Annotated in this window: 12 protein-coding genes, 2 pseudogenes and 1 riboswitch; of the genes and pseudogenes, 4 read left to right on the forward strand and 10 right to left on the reverse strand. The window is 50.5% G+C overall.

What is annotated here, in order from left to right; all coding sequences use genetic code 11:
- Window positions 1–6: 6 nt before the first annotated feature.
- The 3 genes from JG50_RS0101260 to JG50_RS0101270 form a co-directional block, all read right to left on the reverse strand.
- On the reverse strand, window positions 7–1,263 hold the full coding sequence (locus tag JG50_RS0101260; RefSeq protein WP_232330988.1) for an MFS transporter: 1,257 nt from the start codon (window positions 1,261–1,263) through the stop codon (window positions 7–9).
- Window positions 1,264–1,576: 313 nt separating this feature from the next.
- The gene (locus JG50_RS0101265; RefSeq protein WP_052153872.1) at window positions 1,577–3,361 is read right to left on the reverse strand and encodes a B12-binding domain-containing radical SAM protein; all 1,785 of its coding nucleotides are present in this window, start codon (window positions 3,359–3,361) and stop codon (window positions 1,577–1,579) included.
- Between the two features lie 88 nt (window positions 3,362–3,449).
- Window positions 3,450–3,857 carry a DUF4395 domain-containing protein gene (locus tag JG50_RS0101270; protein WP_033099272.1) on the reverse strand — a complete coding sequence of 136 codons (408 nt, stop codon included), beginning with the start codon at window positions 3,855–3,857 and terminating at the stop codon, window positions 3,450–3,452.
- A 308-nt stretch (window positions 3,858–4,165) separates the two neighbouring features.
- Window positions 4,166–4,280: riboswitch (SAM riboswitch) on the forward strand.
- Between the two features lie 69 nt (window positions 4,281–4,349).
- On the opposite strand from JG50_RS0101270, the pseudogene JG50_RS17965 reads away from it, so the two are divergent.
- Both JG50_RS17965 and JG50_RS0101280 read left to right on the forward strand, forming a co-directional pair.
- Window positions 4,350–5,639: pseudogene (locus JG50_RS17965) on the forward strand (homocysteine synthase).
- 303 nt (window positions 5,640–5,942) lie between these two features.
- Window positions 5,943–6,686, forward strand: a complete 744-nt coding sequence (locus JG50_RS0101280) for a CAP domain-containing protein (RefSeq protein WP_033099273.1) — start codon at window positions 5,943–5,945, stop codon at window positions 6,684–6,686.
- 124 nt (window positions 6,687–6,810) lie between these two features.
- On the opposite strand, the gene JG50_RS0101285 is transcribed toward JG50_RS0101280, so the two are convergent.
- Window positions 6,811–8,544: an ABC transporter ATP-binding protein gene (locus JG50_RS0101285; protein ID WP_033099274.1), complete on the reverse strand. Its 1,734-nt coding sequence runs from the start codon at window positions 8,542–8,544 to the stop codon at window positions 6,811–6,813.
- Between the two features lie 554 nt (window positions 8,545–9,098).
- Between JG50_RS0101285 and JG50_RS0101290 the strand changes: the two genes are divergently transcribed.
- Both JG50_RS0101290 and JG50_RS0101300 read left to right on the forward strand, forming a co-directional pair.
- The gene (locus tag JG50_RS0101290) at window positions 9,099–9,929 is read left to right on the forward strand and encodes an aldo/keto reductase (RefSeq protein WP_033099275.1); all 831 of its coding nucleotides are present in this window, start codon (window positions 9,099–9,101) and stop codon (window positions 9,927–9,929) included.
- A 252-nt stretch (window positions 9,930–10,181) separates the two neighbouring features.
- Window positions 10,182–10,364 carry an H-type small acid-soluble spore protein gene (locus JG50_RS0101300; RefSeq protein WP_033099277.1) on the forward strand — a complete coding sequence of 61 codons (183 nt, stop codon included), beginning with the start codon at window positions 10,182–10,184 and terminating at the stop codon, window positions 10,362–10,364.
- Between the two features lie 35 nt (window positions 10,365–10,399).
- Here the strand turns inward: JG50_RS0101300 and JG50_RS0101305 are convergent, their stop codons facing one another.
- The 6 genes and pseudogenes from JG50_RS0101305 to gucD form a co-directional block, all read right to left on the reverse strand.
- The gene (locus JG50_RS0101305) at window positions 10,400–11,326 is read right to left on the reverse strand and encodes a S66 peptidase family protein (protein ID WP_033099375.1); all 927 of its coding nucleotides are present in this window, start codon (window positions 11,324–11,326) and stop codon (window positions 10,400–10,402) included.
- 88 nt (window positions 11,327–11,414) lie between these two features.
- Window positions 11,415–12,422: an LLM class flavin-dependent oxidoreductase gene (locus tag JG50_RS0101310; protein WP_033099278.1), complete on the reverse strand. Its 1,008-nt coding sequence runs from the start codon at window positions 12,420–12,422 to the stop codon at window positions 11,415–11,417.
- Between the two features lie 173 nt (window positions 12,423–12,595).
- Window positions 12,596–13,801 (reverse strand): nickel pincer cofactor biosynthesis protein LarC, encoded by a 1,206-nt coding sequence (gene larC, locus JG50_RS0101315; RefSeq protein WP_033099279.1) that lies wholly within the window; start codon window positions 13,799–13,801, stop codon window positions 12,596–12,598.
- On the reverse strand, window positions 13,798–14,478 hold the full coding sequence (gene larB, locus JG50_RS0101320) for a nickel pincer cofactor biosynthesis protein LarB (RefSeq protein ID WP_033099280.1): 681 nt from the start codon (window positions 14,476–14,478) through the stop codon (window positions 13,798–13,800). The genes larC and larB overlap by 4 nt, the downstream gene beginning before the upstream one ends.
- A gap of 17 nt (window positions 14,479–14,495) precedes the next feature.
- Window positions 14,496–15,305: an ATP-dependent sacrificial sulfur transferase LarE gene (gene larE, locus JG50_RS0101325; RefSeq protein ID WP_033099281.1), complete on the reverse strand. Its 810-nt coding sequence runs from the start codon at window positions 15,303–15,305 to the stop codon at window positions 14,496–14,498.
- A 77-nt stretch (window positions 15,306–15,382) separates the two neighbouring features.
- Window positions 15,383–16,844 (reverse strand): annotated as a pseudogene (gene gucD / locus JG50_RS17970) (alpha-ketoglutaric semialdehyde dehydrogenase GucD).
- Between the last annotated feature and the right edge of the window lie 25 nt (window positions 16,845–16,869).

Consider the following 16,869-nt stretch of genomic DNA (forward strand, 5'->3'; position numbering starts at 1 on the left):
TTTTTCTCAATACCCGCGTTTCGCCAGAATCAGCCCGCTGATGCCGCCGATCAGGGCGAAGATGATCAGGTAGGAAAAACCGACATTAAACGAAAGGCCGAGAATATACGTCCCCACCGCAGCGATGATGTTTTCCAACCCGTTTAACAGCCCTGCGCCGATTCCGACATTTTGGCTGGGAAACATGCGTTGCAGCGAACTCCAAATCGTGGGTAAAACCACGCCGTTCATCGCGGCCGATACGGAGATGAGCAGCATCGCCAGCACGAGATTATCCGTATGCGTTCCCAAAAAGAGCCCCACACCGGCAATGATGGTTCCAATCCCGGCAAAGATGGAACGTTTCATCAGGCGGTCGCTGGCAACAGCGGTCAAAATAATGGCAATTGTCATCAAGATATAGGGCAGCATGTACCAAAATCCGGTCATATGAAGGGAAAGATGGCGCACCTTCATCAGATAGGAGGGAAGCCAGAATAAAATTCCGTAAAAGACCGTCGCCATCCCCGACCAGTTGATCAAAAGCAGCCAAAAATCCGCTTTTCTTAAAACATCGCCGACACCCACGCTGGAGGCGCTTTCATCCTTGCGCCCCTTTTGAATATAGGCGAGCTCCTCCGCGGAAACAAAACGGCTTTCCTCCGGCCGGTCCTTCGCAATACTCCAAAGAATCGGGGCCATGATGATGATCCCGATGACAGCCATCACGATAAACGGGGTTTTCCATGTGCCAGTTGACAGGATGAGCCAGGTCACAAACGGCCCGGTGATAATCGGCCCCATCGTCAGCCCGAATTCCCAGAACATGTTTGCGCGAGCCCGTTCATGGGACGGGAACCACTCTTTGACCCACTTTGAGTTGAGCGGCCAGTGCATCCCTTCCCCCAACCCCAGGAGAACCCGTGAAAAAACGAGCGCCAATGAACTCCAGACAAAACCGGTGAACAAGGTCATGAGCGACCACCAGATCAGCGCGAACAAGGCGACTTTTCTCGGCCCGAAGCGATCACCCAGGTAACCGCCGAACAGATTGGACAATCCGTACATAAAGAGAAACAGGCTATTGGCAAGAGCGAGTGCACTCTCCGTGACCACTCCGTCCTTGACCATCTCGGGACCGGCGATGGAAATATTGGTCCGGTCGATGTAGGAGATTAAGAGCAAAACCCATAAGCAAACGGCAAACCACCAGCGAAAATTCATTTGTCTCACTTTTTTCGCACCATGATTCTCTTTCACAGCTTGATTTTGTGATGCAGACAAACTGGTCAACCCCCTTCTTGAGCTGGTTAACTGACCGCGGGCAACAAAGACAATTCCCCATATACAAAAATATTCCTATTATCTAATAATTTAATCGTATTGAAAAACACCATTCATTGTCAATGTTTTCCCGCTCCATTCCCCGTTCACTCATTTCGTTGACATGTGTGGCAGAAATGGAAGGTAGGAGGCTCCATGATCCGGAAAACGATCAATATTACGAGAAAACCTCCCCCATCCGGAGGAGGTTTCGTCTTAATGCGAATGTGAAAACAAAGCCTTTCCGCTTTTTCGCTTGCCCCGGAACGAACGTTCAAACGACTTTACGCACATCGGGCGGCGGAACTTGGCGGTCGTTCACCGGCATCGTGTAACATCTGGCCGACATTCCTTGATCAGGCCGGTAAACGGCAAACAGAGCGACGTCCCGCCGAAGAATTTCGCCTGTTCGCAGATAAACGTCCAAATCGAAAGGCAACATATCGACAACCGCATGTTTGAACAGATCGCGCTCGGAAAGCCCAAGGTTTGCGAAATCGCCTGAAAGAAGTTCCGGTTGTTCCGCAGCCTGTCGCAACAGAGCAGCCTGCTCTTCCTTGCTCAAACTCAGCTCCCACCAAACCTTGCGCGGGCGGTGTTTGTGTCCGAGGTAGTAGTCGTATTTCATCAAGCCGAGAATCAGGTCAAGATGCCTGGTAGCCCGTTCCAACAAAAAAGCATGCAAGCGGGTGAACAAATCTTCCAGCTGATGACCGATCTTTTGCCAGCCCTTGCGTTCCCAAAAATCCCCGAAATCCTGGAAGAAATCAAAGGGAGACGGAAACTCCCGCTCCACCAGATAGGAAATGGTATGATCCATGCGATGGGCATTCCAGTACTTTTCCAAAACATCCTCGACGCGCTTGATGCGGACAATGTCGGAAAACGGGAGAATCTCGTTCCCCAGGATTTCATAAGGCGCTTTCTCCATAAATACATAGCCGTACTTCTCCGCTTCCAGCCGCATCCCGGTTCCCCGCAGCATTTTCAGAAAGCCGAGCTGCAACTCTTCCGGCCTCAATGCAAACACATCATTGAATGTTTTCTTGAAAGTGTTGTAATCCTCCAGCGGCAACCCGGCAATCAAGTCGAGATGCTGCGCGATTTTTCCGGACTCCTTGATTTTGGTCACGGTGCGGCTCAGCTTGGCAAAGTTCTGCCGCCGTTTGACCGCTTCGTTTGTCGGGTCGTTGGTCGATTGCACGCCGATCTCAAAGCGGAAAATGCCGGGCGGGGCCTTTTCCGCCAGAAAATCCAGCACTTCCGGGCGCATAATATCCGCAGTAATCTCGAACTGAAATGTACAGCCCCCATGGTGATCAATCAAAAACTGAAAAATCTCCAGTGCATAATCCCGCTTAATGTTGAAGGTGCGATCGACAAATTTGATCAGCTTTGCACCGTTGCGGATGAGGTAGAGCAAATCCTGCTTCGTCCGCTCGATGTCAAAATAACGGACCCCCACTTCGATGCTGGATAAACAAAACTGGCAGCTGAACGGGCAGCCGCGGCTGGTCTCAAAGTAAACAACGCGATTGGGCAGATGGGGAAGGTCTTCCTCAAACCGGTGCGGTGAGGGAATTTTGTTCAGATCCAATTTGGGGCGCGGCGGATTGATGATGATTTCATCACCTTTGCGCCAAGCAAGTCCAAACACAAAATGGAACTTTTGTTCACCGCTCAACTCGGTCAGCAAGTGATGAAATGTCTCTTCCCCTTCACCCATCACAATAAAATCGACTTGGGGCAACCGCTCCATCCATTCTTTTGTGTCATAGGACACCTCCGGCCCTCCCAGGACGATTTTCACATCCGGTTTTACTTTCTTCAGCATGTCAATCACGGTGATCGTCTCTTCGATATTCCAGATATAACAAGAGAAACCGACCACGTCGGGAGCGCGGTTAAACAGGTCGGAAACGATGTTCATCGCCGGATCCTTAATGGTGTACTCCGCGATTTCCACAGCAAATTCACGCTCACAAAATGCTTTCAAATAGCGCAAAGCAAGCGAGGTGTGAATATATTTGGCGTTTAACGTCGATAGTACGATTTTCATATAAACCTACCTCATTTAACGTTCTTGCAAAACCTCCCCTTATTCTACACCGAATGAACCGCAAAAAAAAACCCGCAACGAGGCGGGTTCAAGCTTTCCGCTGCTTGTAGCGGAGATATTGGTAACGGATAAAGCATCCGATGCAAAAACCGAGAATGGCCACAAAGGCCGCGATTCCCAACAGAATGGCAAATACATACCCAACCGCCGGCACTCCGGCATAAAATCCGATCAGGCTGAGTACCAGGCAGACAGCTGCGATCATCTGGTTAAATCTCTGCTGGTCAGGATCTTCCATCGCATAGTGCGAATGCGGTTTTCTTAAAAACGGGCGAACAACCCAAAATACCGGATTTTGGCCCACGATCAGACTGTACAGCCCGGTGAGCAACGGGAGCAGCAAAATCCAGTATTGACCTGTGATCAGGGCAAAAACAACCGACAGTACCTGAAACCATTGGTTGGCACGTACCAGCGGGCGCGGGATTCCGTTCATCGGCGTCCACCTCAATGCTTATATTCCACTTCTCCTGCTTATTATACCAATTTTAAAAAAACAGACAATATTTATTCACCTGTCTCTCTGTTTGTTTTTTATTTTAAAATAAATTTTCCCAAGGCTCACCATCGCTGCGGGACCCTTCGGAAAAGATCATGACTTTTCACCAGAGTCCGGAACGCAAAAATCTCCTTCATCGTTTTTGGATCCCAAACAAATTCCCTTGCAAAATACATTGCAAAAAAAATCACAATTTATTATAATGTAGTAAATCGATAAAAAAACATATATTTTCACGTTTTATACTCTTATCCAGAGCGGCGGAGGGACTGGCCCGATGAAGCCCGGCAACCCCGGTGAGACGAACCGGAAGGTGCCAATTCCTGTAGAGACTGAGCATCAGTTTCTAAGAGATAGGAGAGGAAAATGGATCACAAAGCCTCTTCTCTGGATCAGGGAAGAGGCTTTTTACTGAGAAGGAGGAAAAACATGAGCGAACAAAAAAAGCACCAGCTTGAAACGATTGCCGTCCACGGTGGACAGGTACCTGATCCGACAACCAATGCCCGGGCCGTACCGATTTACCAAACGACTTCCTATGTGTTCAATGATCCCCAGCATGCGGCGGATTTGTTTGCGTTAAAGGAATTCGGCAATATCTATACCCGCATTATGAACCCGACCCAGGACGTATTTGAAAAAAGGGTGGCCGAACTGGAAGGAGGCGTCGGGGCGCTGGCGACCAGTTCCGGACAGGCAGCGATCACTTATTCCATTCTTAATATCGCCAATTCCGGAGATGAAATTGTCGCTTCAAGCCATCTTTACGGCGGCACGTTCAACCTCTTCAGGCATACACTGGCCAAACTGGGGATCACAGTGATTTTCGTCGATCAGTCCGATCCGGAAAATTTCCGCAAAGCCTTCACTGATAAAACCAAAGCAGTCTTCGCCGAAACCATCGGCAATCCGCAAACCGATATCCTGGACATCGAGGCAGTCGCGAACGTTGCCCATGATCACGGTGTTCCTCTCATCGTCGACAATACGTTTGCCACGCCATATTTATGCCGTCCCTTTGAATTCGGGGCTGATATCGTCGTCCACTCCGCAACGAAATTTATCGGCGGTCATGGCAACAGCATTGGCGGGGTAATCGTCGACTCCGGCCGTTTTGACTGGACGAACGGGAAATTCCCGGATCTTACCGAGCCTGATCCCAGCTACCATGGCGTCCGATATACCGAAGCGGTCGGCCCATTGGCCTACATAATCAAAGCCCGCGTTCAACTGCTGCGCGACACCGGCGCCGCCATTTCTCCCTTTAATGCTTTCCTTCTCTTGCAGGGACTGGAAACCTTGCATCTGAGAATGGAACGGCATAGTGAAAATGCCCTGAAAACAGCGAAATATCTGGCAGAGCATGAAGCAGTGGAATGGGTAAACCATCCCGGCTTGCCAACCCACCGCACCTATGAGCTGGCGCAAAAATACCTCCCCAAAGGCCAGGGAGCCGTTTTCACCTTCGGCATTAAGGGAGGTTTGGAAGCCGGCAAGAAATTTATCCAAAATGTGAAGCTCTTTTCTCATCTCGCCAATGTCGGTGATGCCAAATCATTGGTCATCCATCCGGCGAGCACGACCCACCAGCAACTGTCGGAAGCGGAATAGCGCAGTGCCGGTGTAACGCCTGAACTCGTCCGCCTGTCCGTAGGCATTGAGTCGATCGACGATATTCTTGAAGATCTCGATCAGGCTTTGCAGAAAAGCCAACAGTAAATACACAAGCAAGTTCACTCAATTGAAGGCAAAACACCTTTCTCCGGCAATAGCCATGGGGGGAAGGTGTTTTTCTGTGAAAGTTCGTTGCCGGCTAATGCCACGGTGTCCCCCCTCACCTGCTGGCTAACATCCGGTCAGCGGATGCCTTTTCTCTCCATTTGCTTTAACCCCCACCTTTGAAAGGAAACCAATCCCACTTCCAACTATTTCTACTAAATATCGTCAAAACCTATGTTATCCTCTAATAGAGAAACGCTCAGCTTCACTGTTGAGCCAGGAAATGAACAGGAGGGTTATTCTGTGAAAAATCGTCGTATTTTGACTTCATTGGCAATTGCAGGAGCATTGGCTGTCACCAGCCCGCTTACAACTTTTGCTGCCGGCAAACAAGATCCCGGTACAGAAGCTGATTCCGCCAATTCCTCTTATTGTCACTATATTCAAGAAACCTTGAAAGAGTTGCATCTCGATCAGCTTCTCAAACAATACGGCATCAAAGTGGACTCGCTGGAAATCATCCAAAACCGGCCGCAATCCGTTCCGGTACAGCCCAAGCAGATCCAACAGCAACCGGCTCCGGTCAAAAAGCAACCTGCAACCAACCAGACGACAAAACCGGCATCGACCCCACCGTCTTCTTCCGGACAACAACAAACCGGCTATACGCTGAGCGAATACGAGAAACAAGTGGTTGACCTTGTCAATCAGGAACGGGCCAAATACGGGTTGCCTGCCCTGAAAATCGATTCGAAATTGAGCCGGATGGCACGGGACAAAGCACAAGACATGCATGACAAACATTATTTTGACCACAACAGCCCGACTTACGGCTCCCCATTTGACATGATGAATAAGTATGGCATCCAATACAACAGCGCCGGAGAAAATATTGCCATGGGGCAACCCACTCCGCAAGAGGTTGTGAAAGACTGGATGAACAGCAAAGGACACCGTGAAAATATCTTGAATAAAGATTTCAATTACATCGGTGTCGGTTATGTAAAAGACGGAAATTACTGGGTACAAGAATTCATCGGAAAATAAACGGTTATTTGAAAACATGCAGCTCACGGCGGGCTGCATGTTTTTTGTCTCGCGCTTTGGCTGATGCATGACAGAAAGGGCGAATAAAGAGCGCGGGGTCCCTTTTCTGAAGCGGTTTCCAACTCTAATCAAACTGCTTGGAATACAGGTGTGCATATACCCCATCTCGTGCAAGTAACTCATCGTGCGTACCTTGTTCCACAATACCACCCTCCGTCAGTACAATAATTCGTCGGGCATTGCGGATTGTGGAAAGGCGATGGGCAATCACGAGGGTTGTACGTCCTTTGACCAGTGATTCCAGTGATTCTTTGACAATGCTTTCACTCTCGTTATCCAGCGCGCTCGTTGCCTCATCCAAAATCAGAACGGGTGGATTTTTCAAGAATACGCGGGCAATACTCAGCCGCTGCTTTTGCCCACCAGACAATTTGACACCTCTTTGTCCGATCTCGGAGTGATAGCCGTTTGGCAAGCTCATAATAAAGTCATGTGCATTGGCATGCTTGGCTGCCCTGATAATTTCTGCATCGCTCGCCGCTGGATTTCCGTAGCGGATATTTTCCAACACTGTTCCCGCAAAAAGGTAAACATCTTGCTGTACAATACCGATGTTATTTCTTAATGATCGCAGGTCAAGATCGCGGACGTTGATTCCGTCCAGCAACACCTCCCCCTCTGTCACGTCATAAAAACGGGGGATGAGCGAGCATAATGTAGTTTTTCCCGCACCGGACGGACCAACCAACGCAACGTACTCCCCGGGTTGTATACGAAGCGATAGATTTACCAATACATTGTCCAAATGGTCTTCGTAACGGAAGGAAACCTTCTTGAACTCAATCTCTCCATGTACCTGTGGCAAGGTTATGGCATTCGGTTTGTTTTCGATTGCCGGCTTCAGATCCATGATTTCCATAAAGCGCTGGAAGCCCGTGATCCCTTCTTGAAACTGCGTACTCATATGAGTCAACCGTTGAATGGGTTCAATCATAAAGCCGATATACAGTAGGAAAGTAATTAAATCAGCTAACTCTAAAGTATTATTCACAATACTGACACTGCCAAAGATAATCACCGTGATCATAATCAGTTGGATAAACGCTTCAACACCATTGAAAAAATACGCTTCCGCCTTGTAAGTTTTTTTCCGGCTATCGAGGAAACAATTATTTTCCCGGTTAAACTTCTCAATCTCCACGTGCTCGTTGGCAAACGATTTTACCACGCGGATTCCCGACAGACTGTCCTCCACCTGTGCGTTTACGTCCCCGATTCGCTCTTTGTTTCTTCTTAATGCCTTGTTCAACTTCTTATTAAAATACAATGTGAAGACACCAAAGAATGGCAAAAAGCAGAACACAGCGATTGTTAAAGGGGCGTTAATGAAGAACAAAATGACAAATGCTCCAATAAAACGGGCGAGATATTTGACGTAGTCTTCCGGGCCGTGATGGCAGAGCTCGGAAAGCAGTAGCAGGTCGTTCGTTATCCGAGACATGAGCTGACCTGTCTTTTCCTTGTCGTAAAAGCTTAAGGAAAGCTTCTGCATATGCGCGAACAACTCACCGCGCATATCCCTTTCCATACGGGCACCAATCTCATGACCTTTGTAGTCTACAAAATAATTTCCGACATTCTGGATCACGACCAAAACAAGCATCAGCCCGCCGATCTGGTACACTTCACCTAACGTAGTGGATAAGTCTCCTTCCAGAACATCTTTCGTTATATACCGAACGAGCAATGGAAACACCAAACTCACAGCAGAAACGATCAAGTCGCATGCCAATACCGAAAGAAACGGCATTAAATACGGTTTGTAATATGAGAAAAATTTTTTTACCGGAAAACGCATGATTTACCCCTTTTTTGTGTTATTTAAATAAACACATATAAGGGGTACATCATTTACAGATAAGAGGATGTCACACCCTTATATGTTTGTACGGTTTGATTTGTCATGTTTTTCATGTGAACGGCCTCCTTGTTCGTTAATAATTTCATTTTAAATGAGTTTATGCAGAAGTATCACTATATTTATTGAATTTATAATATATCAAATAATCATAAACATGTATCTCTTTGCACGGAGTGACAGGTAACAGTTCGAAAAAAATCATATACGTCAACCGAGTTGTTCTCCCTGCCAACAGAGCATGCGAGCCTCGGTTTCGGCTTTGCCGGGAGATGGCGGTCAACGTTGGCTCTGCCTTGAAGCCGCCCCGGTTACGTACTACTATGAAAAGGAGAACGTTATCCAACAAAAACAACTTTTCTTTTACCCCGGGAAACAAACCGGGGAGGGAAGTGGCTCTCCCCTGAACGGCCATCGGGAAATTCAGGGACACCACTGCCCGACGGCAACATGTCTTGCCCAGAAACATATTTTCACAAAAAGGGAGCGATCACATGGCTCTGGATCTTACCAGCACGACCACGTTACATAATGGTGTGAAGATGCCTTGGCTCGGTCTCGGCGTTTACAAAGCCCGGGAGGGAACTGAAGTCATCAACGCAGTCAAGGCGGCGCTGAACACGGGATATCGAAGCATCGATACCGCCGCGCTCTATGAAAATGAAGAAGGTGTCGGCCGGGCAATCAAAGAATCCGGGATTCCCCGGGAAGAGATCTTCCTGACCACCAAAGTATGGAATACCGATCAAGGTTATGACACCACCCTGAAGGCATTTAACGAGAGCCGCCGAAAATTGGGGGTGGATTATATTGACCTCTATCTTATCCATTGGCCGGTAAAAGAGAAATTTATCGACACATGGAAAGCACTCGAAACATTATACCGGGAAGGACAGGTTCGGGCGATCGGTGTCAGCAACTTTCAAATCCATCATATCGAGGAATTGAAAAAACACAGTGATCTGCTGCCGATGGTAAATCAAGTGGAATACCATCCCCTGCTGACGCAAAAGGAACTGCTTCAATACTGCAAACAGGAAGGGATCCAGCTGGAAGCCTGGAGTCCGCTTATGAGAGGAAATAACCTCGATCACCCGACACTGACAGCCCTTGCCGAAAAACACGGCAAGACTCCGGCTCAAATCATTTTGCGCTGGGACTTGCAGCACGGAGTCGTCACGATTCCCAAATCCGTGCGCGAACACCGCATCAAGGAAAATGCAGATATCTTTGATTTTGAACTCTCCCCCGCAGAAATGGACCAGATCGATGCAATGAACCAGAACCACCGTTTCGGCCAGCATCCCGATCATTTCAAATTTTGATGAAAAAGCGGATAGGACGGGAATGGCCCCGGGTTTTCCGCTTACGGCAAACTCCCGAAACGGAAATGTCCGTCGGACCGGGTGCTTTTTTGCTCCAGTTCCTTCGCCGTCCCTCTCGTTGAATTTTGCCAACAGCCCCAATCAGGGAAAGGGCCCGGGTTTCTTCGGAAAAAACGGGTTCGGTGCGCTGCGTACAACGTATAACTCCGGCCACAATACGTAACCCTATGGATAGATGAGGAGGGATTGCGCATGGATCTGGAACGTGCAAAAGAGATTTTAAAGTCTCCGGAACACATCGAAGTCACCTACCGGGGACGCCCGGTCTGGATTGAAATGGTCGATGAACACGCTGAAAAAGCTCAGGTGCATGAAGAAGTCAACAAGGATAATGTCATGATCGTGCCTGTTTGGGATCTGGAAGATAAAGGTTAGAGCAAACTGCCTCAGGGAACTGGGGCAGTTTTTTTTCAGCAGGTTACGCCGGCTTCCTGAAATTGCAGCCATCGCCCGCCTGCATCCATTTTTGCCCGGACCCCGACCGGCAGTGTCAAGTTGACATTGGTATGTCCCGCTTTCAATCCATAAAAAGCGGGGATGCCAAGGGGCTTCAAAATATCTTCCAAAACCTGTCTCACGGTTAAACTCTTCGCATCATCCGCTGCTTCACAGTCGGTACATTCCGTTATAACAATCCCGCTTGCCTGCTGCAACTTTCCGGCCAGTCTCAGCTGGGTGAGCATGCGGTCAATCCGGTATGGCTCTTCCTCAATCTCTTCGATGAAGAGAATGTGTCCCCTGGTATCCACTTCATACGGCGTACCGAGCAAAGCCGCCAGGAGGGACAAATTTCCGCCGACCAACTTCCCTTCCGCTTCACCTTGGACAATGGTGAACGGACAGCTTTCCGCTGAGGAGAGGTATCCGCCAACTGGACAAGGCCGGGACAGGTGCGTAAAAAGCGTATGCCAGGAAAGGGCATCGAAGCGCTTTGCCAGTTCAAACACCATCGGGCCGTGAAAGGTAACCAATCCCGTCCGCTGATAAATCGCCACATGCAATGCGGTAATATCGCTATAGCCGGCAAAAATTTTCGGATTGGCCCGGATGATTTCATAATCGATCAGATCCAGCAGACGAGGGGTTCCGTACCCTCCTCTCAGACAAAAAACAGCATCCACTTCGGGATCGGCAAACATCCGGTTGATATCCTCCGCCCGAATCTCATCCCTTCCAGCCAGATAACCGTAGCGCTCTCCCAGCGAACGACCGGGCTTCACCCGATAACCAAAGCCCGCCAAAATTTCAAGTGACATTTCCAGTTCCACCGGATCAGTCGGGCTCGCCGGGGCGATAATGCCAATCGTGTCGCCCGGTTGTAAACATTTTGCTTTCATTTCTTTCCCCCTTTCAGCATCCGGACAAAAAATTCGATCTGTTCGGAATTCAGGGATGACGGGATGGAAACTGCCGACCATGCGTTGGTCAGCAGTCTTTTTTCAAAGCAAACGCCTCCGCCAACAGGCGGTATGATTTCAGTTTGGAGGCAAAGTCATGCATCAGGGTTACTATCATAAATTCTTCTGTACCATATTCTTCGCCGAGTTGAAGAATTCGCTCTTTCCCCCGTTCTTTTGACCCGACGATCATCCGTTTGCGGTTCTCTTTTATGCGATAGCGGTCATAGGCAGAATAAGGATAACGGAGCGCCGTTTCAACGGAAGGAATCCCGTTGGCTGCACCCCCCTTTTCAATCAAGAGCAGGGATAAATCCAGGCTCGCGGCCAAATGCTCCGCCTCATCATCCGTTTCCGCGCAGACGACGAAAATGGCGAGAATGGTTTGCGGCTGCTGATTCAATTGCGACGGGCGAAAATGTTCCCGATAAAACCGAACCACATCGGCTCCGCCTTCTCCGTTGATAAATTGCGCAAATGCATACCCCGCTCCCTGTTGGGCAGCGAGCAAGGCACTGCCGCCGCTGGAACCGAGCAACCAGATCTCCGGTGCAGTTCCGATCAGCGGAGTCGCACGCAATCCCGGGTACTCAGGGTGCTCATGATCATGGAGAAAGGAAATCAGATCCGCTATTTGCTGCGGATAATGGTCTGCATAAGAGATTTTTCCTTCTTGGAGCGCTTTGGTCGCCAGCGGCATTCCTCCCGGTGCCCTTCCCAGGCCCAAGTCGATCCGGTTCGGGTACAATGCTTCCAGCACCTTAAAGTTTTCAGCCACTTTATAAGCGCTGTAGTGGGGGAGCATAACACCGCCGGAGCCGATCCTCATTTTCTCCGTTTTGGCCGCAAGATGGCTGATGAGCACTTCCGGACTGGAACCTGCCAGGCTGCGGGTGAAATGATGCTCGGATACCCAAAAACGGTGAAATCCCAGCTTTTCTGTTTCCTGCGCCAAACGGGCCGTGTCCGCCAAGGCCTCTTCTGCCGTTTTTCCTTCCGGAATCGGGGATTGGTCCAACACGCTCAGTTTAATCAACGAAGTTCACCTCTAATCATCCGTCATCCCTGAAGATGGCGGTGGACATACTAATTTTTTTATAGTTACCTTAAATTATACACTTTAATGTCAAGCTTCATGTAAAGAGCCACAGGTTTCCTCCGATCATTGAAATCCTGCGGCTCTTGCAAAGCTCTCCCGTTTATATTCCGCTATGCCCGCTCCTTATCGTGCACGCAGCGGATCACCGTTTCGTACACCTCCTGGAACGGAACCCCTTTTTCCCGCGCGATTCGGGCCACCTCTTCGTATTCCGGCATCTGCCGAATGGCCGTTCCATCCCGGTATGCCCGCTTGACGGCAATCGTTCCATAGGGGGTCTCCACCCTGTCGGTCTCCCGCCTGAGAATCGATCTCGTCCACCTCGTTCGCCGCACGCCGAGAGTTGTCGTTTCCCTGAGCAGGGCGTCTTCACAACGTTCGGCCAAATGCTCCGGCGCCAAAACAGTAATCAACGTTCCTGGACGATTTTTTTTCATATAAACCGGCGTATAAAACACATCGAGCGCCCCGGCGCGAAACAGTTGGTCCATCGCATAACCAAGGGCTTCACCGCTCATGTCATCCACTTGGGTTTCCAGAACGGCGATCGTTTCCCTTTGCCTGTCATACTCCTTTTTTTCTTCACCATCTTTTATGAGAAGCGCCCGTAACACATTCGGATGATCGAAATCCTTCTCCCCTGCACCGTACCCGATCTTCTCTATGGTAAAGCCTCCAATCGGCCTGAACTCGCTGACGAGCGCTTTCAAAATCCCGGCGCCCGTCGGGGTCGTCAATTCTCCATTCACATGGAGGAATGCCAGCGGGATCCCTGTCAAAAGCTCCGCTGTGGCCGGTGCCGGAATCGGATACAAACCATGGGCCATCTGCACTTTTCCGCTTCCGACCGGCACTTCAGAGGCGAAAATTTGTTCAATCCCCAGGTTTTCCAAAGCTAAACAAGTTCCGATGATATCGATGATCGAATCCATCGCCCCTACTTCGTGAAAATGCACTTTCTCCGGCGAAATCCCGTGAATTTTCCCTTCGGCTTCAGCGATCAGCGAAAAAATCGAGCGGCTCCTTTCTTTAACGCGGGACGGCAGCTCACTTTGCTCGATCATCGCCAGAATATTGGCAGCATGGCGATGGGCGTGATGACGGGAATGATGAGGTTGCGGTTCAACGTGGAGGCAGAGTTGTTTGGCTGAAATGCCCCGTTTTACCACCTGTTTGATCTGCATGAAAAAAGGATCGAGCGGAAGTTTTTTCAAATGTTTTTCGATATAACCGGGGTCGGCCCCCAAATCGATCAGGGCGGCCAATGTCATATCACCCGCAATGCCGGATATACAATCGAGATATAATGTGCTCATTTGCCGACAGCCTCCTGCACCAATTGTTGAATCATCACCGCGGCATAACCCGCACCGAATCCATTATCGATATTCACCACTGTTACTCCGGCGGTGCAAGAAGTCAGCATGGAGAACAGCGGGGTCAACCCGGAAAAATGCGCCCCGTAGCCTACCGAGGTGGGAACGGCAATGACCGGGCGTCTGGTCAGCCCGCCGACGACGCTTGCCAGTGCCCCTTCCATTCCGGCGACCACAATAACGACCCGGGCCTCTCTCAGTTGTTCCCTGAAGGCGAGCAAACGGTCGATGCCGGCTACTCCCACATCATAGATCCGCTCCACTTCGCACCCCATCCATTGTGCTGTTCCCGCCGCTTCTTCCGCGACCGGCAAATCCGACGTCCCCGCGCAGACTACGGCCACCGTGCCTGCATAACGCCGAGGCGACTCCCCGCATGTCAGCAGGCGTGAAACAGGATCATACACCGCCTCGGGAAACTGATCTTTGACAAGCGCTGCCATCGCTTTCGTCGCCCGTGTGGCCATCGCCCGGTTGTGTGCCTTCATCAACTCGGCAAAGATCGCGGCAACCTGCTTCTCCGTTTTTCCTTGCCCGAAGATCACTTCCGGATAACCCGTTCTCTTTTCACGGTCAATATCGAGCTTGCAAAAACCGATATCCTTAAAAGTGTCCATGACCTGTCCCCCAAGGATCATTTTGCCGTTTTCAGGGTTTCATTCATTGAGCCGGAGCGGTATCCTTGCAAATCCAGGGTTACGTAAGTGAACCCCTCCGCTTTCAAAACCGCGGTAATCCGCTCGGAAAGGGCCAGAACTTTGGCGAATTCCCCGGGCGGAACCTCGATCCGGGCGATCGTATCATGATGGCGAATCCGCAAGGTGCGAAAACCCATCTCGCGCAGGGCTTGTTCCCCCCGGTCCAGCTGCCGCACCTTTTCCAGCGTAATCGGATCACCGTAGGGAATGCGGGAGGACAGACAGGCAAAAGATGGTTTGTCCCAGTTTGGCAAGCCCATTTCCCGCGCCAGTTCGCGCAGCTCTTTTTTATAGATTTCCGCTTCTTGCAGCACACTGCGCACTTCATATTCTTTCGCCGCTTTTCTTCCCGGCCGGTAATCCCCCAGATCATCCATATTGGCCCCGTCGAGTATCCAGGGAATATTGCGCTCTTTGGCCAGACGGGTCAAACTGCCGTACAACCCCGCCTTGCAATGGTAGCAGCGATCGGGATTGTTGGCGACAAAGTGAGGGTTTTCCATTTCGGCGATCTGAATGATTTCATGTTTTACGCCGAGCTGTTTCGCCAGGGCAACCGCTTCCTGCATTTCCCTCTCCGGAAACGTTTCCGAAGCGGCGGTGACTGCCAGCACCCGCTCCCCCAGTTCCTCGACCGCCCTTGCCAGGACAAAGGTGGAATCGATGCCCGCCGAAAAAGCGACGATCACCTGATCCATCCCGCGCAAGATCTCTCCCAACTTTTGATTTTTTTCCCGAATGTTCATCCCTCTCCCCCGCTCACGAGGCAAAGACGGAGCGTGAGGGTCATACTCACGCTGTGTCTGCCTCCAAGGTTGATTTTTTACGGTTTAATAAACACCGTTTTCACTGCGGTAAAAAATTTTTTGCCGCCTCTCCCTGCTCTCTGGAGTGGGAGCTCGACTGCTTCATGCCGCCAAACGGCGCCTGGAGTTCAACACCGGCCGACTCCGCGTTCACCCGCACCAGACCGGCTTCCATCTCCTCGATAAAGGTGAAGGCATTGGATACGTCCTTGGTAAAGATCGAAGCGCTCAGGCCATAGTCGGAGTTATTGGCGATCTCAATCGCTTCTTCCAAACTGTCCACTTTCATCAGGGCCAAAACCGGACGAAAATTTCTTCCTGAGCCAGAAGCGAATGGGGGTTCACATTTTCAAAAACAGTCGGTTCCACGTAAAAGCCGTTGCGGAAACGGTCTCCCTGCGGCACTTTCCCTCCGCAGAGCAAAACAGCTCCTTCTTCCAGCCCTTTTTGCACATAATATTGGAATTTCTCCTGTTGCTTTTTATTGGCGCACGGCCCCATCCATGTGCCATCCTCCAGGCCGTTTCCCACCTTTAACTCGCTCACTCTCGCCAGCAGTTTCTCCTTGAACTGGTCGTAAACGGCGCTTTCAACAATCACCCGGCTGGTGGCCGTGCATTTTTGACCGGTCGAACGCAAGCCTCCGCTGACCGTCGCTTCAACCGCCAGATCGAGATCGGCATCTTTCAGGACAATCACCGGATTTTTGCCGCCCATCTCCAGCTGGTACTTCGCCCCGCGCGCCAGAGCAATCTGACCGACCAGTTTTCCCACCTGTCCCGAACCGGCAAAAGTAACTCCGTCGACCTACGGATGTTCGGCGATCCCCTGTCCAACCGTTCCGTCGCCCATCACGAGATTCACCACGCCTGCCGGCAGGCCCGCTTCAGCAAAACACTCGACCACTTTGGCCGCCGTGACCGCTGTTTCCGGAGCCGGCTTAAAGACCACAGTATTGCCGTAAATCAGCGCCGGCGCTATCTTCCAGATCGGGATGGCAACCGGAAAGTTCCACGGCGTGATCACACCGACTACCCCGAGCGGGAACCGCTTTGTAAACATGAAGGCATTTGCTTCGGAAGATGGAATCACATCCCCCGTTTTTCTCATTCCCTCCCCGGCATAATAGCGCAGGATGGCTACACCTCTGGTGGTTTCTCCCTTGGCTTCCGGCAGTGTTTTGCCCATCTCCCGCGTCATCGTTTCCGCGATCTCATCCAGGCGTTTTTCCAATATGTCCGCCGTTTTGTACAGATAGTTTCCCCGGGTGGCCCCGGACAATTTGCGCCAGGTTTTCTGCGCCGATCTGGCCGCGGCCACCGCCCGGTTCAAATCTTCAATCCCCGATTTTTGCACATAGCCGACAACTTCTTCAATATTGGCCGGATTAATGCTTTTTTCCACCTCACCGGTCGACGCAGACCGCCATTCTCCGTTTACATAGTTTAGGTACGTGCGTGCGTTTTTTTGATCCACCATGTTTTCTTTCCTCCCTGCGGGCATC

This window comes from Thermoactinomyces daqus, assembly GCF_000763315.1.
GTDB classification, from domain to species: Bacteria; Bacillota; Bacilli; order Thermoactinomycetales; family Thermoactinomycetaceae; genus Thermoactinomyces_A; species Thermoactinomyces_A daqus.

What these genes read in the sequence shown, in the direction of transcription:
- JG50_RS0101305 (WP_033099375.1), bottom strand. Translation starts at nt 11,326, where the DNA reads ATGAAAGCAAAATGTTTACAACCGGGCGACACGATTGGCATTATCGCC.
- JG50_RS0101300 (WP_033099277.1), top strand. Translation starts at nt 10,182, where the DNA reads ATGGATCTGGAACGTGCAAAAGAGATTTTAAAGTCTCCGGAACACATC.
- JG50_RS0101290 (WP_033099275.1), top strand. Translation starts at nt 9,099, where the DNA reads ATGGCTCTGGATCTTACCAGCACGACCACGTTACATAATGGTGTGAAG.
- larB (WP_033099280.1), bottom strand. Translation starts at nt 14,478, where the DNA reads ATGGACACTTTTAAGGATATCGGTTTTTGCAAGCTCGATATTGACCGT.
- JG50_RS0101270 (WP_033099272.1), bottom strand. Translation starts at nt 3,857, where the DNA reads ATGAACGGAATCCCGCGCCCGCTGGTACGTGCCAACCAATGGTTTCAG.
- JG50_RS0101285 (WP_033099274.1), bottom strand. Translation starts at nt 8,544, where the DNA reads ATGCGTTTTCCGGTAAAAAAATTTTTCTCATATTACAAACCGTATTTA.
- larC (WP_033099279.1), bottom strand. Translation starts at nt 13,801, where the DNA reads ATGAGCACATTATATCTCGATTGTATATCCGGCATTGCGGGTGATATG.
- JG50_RS0101265 (WP_052153872.1), bottom strand. Translation starts at nt 3,361, where the DNA reads ATGAAAATCGTACTATCGACGTTAAACGCCAAATATATTCACACCTCG.
- larE (WP_033099281.1), bottom strand. Translation starts at nt 15,305, where the DNA reads ATGAACATTCGGGAAAAAAATCAAAAGTTGGGAGAGATCTTGCGCGGG.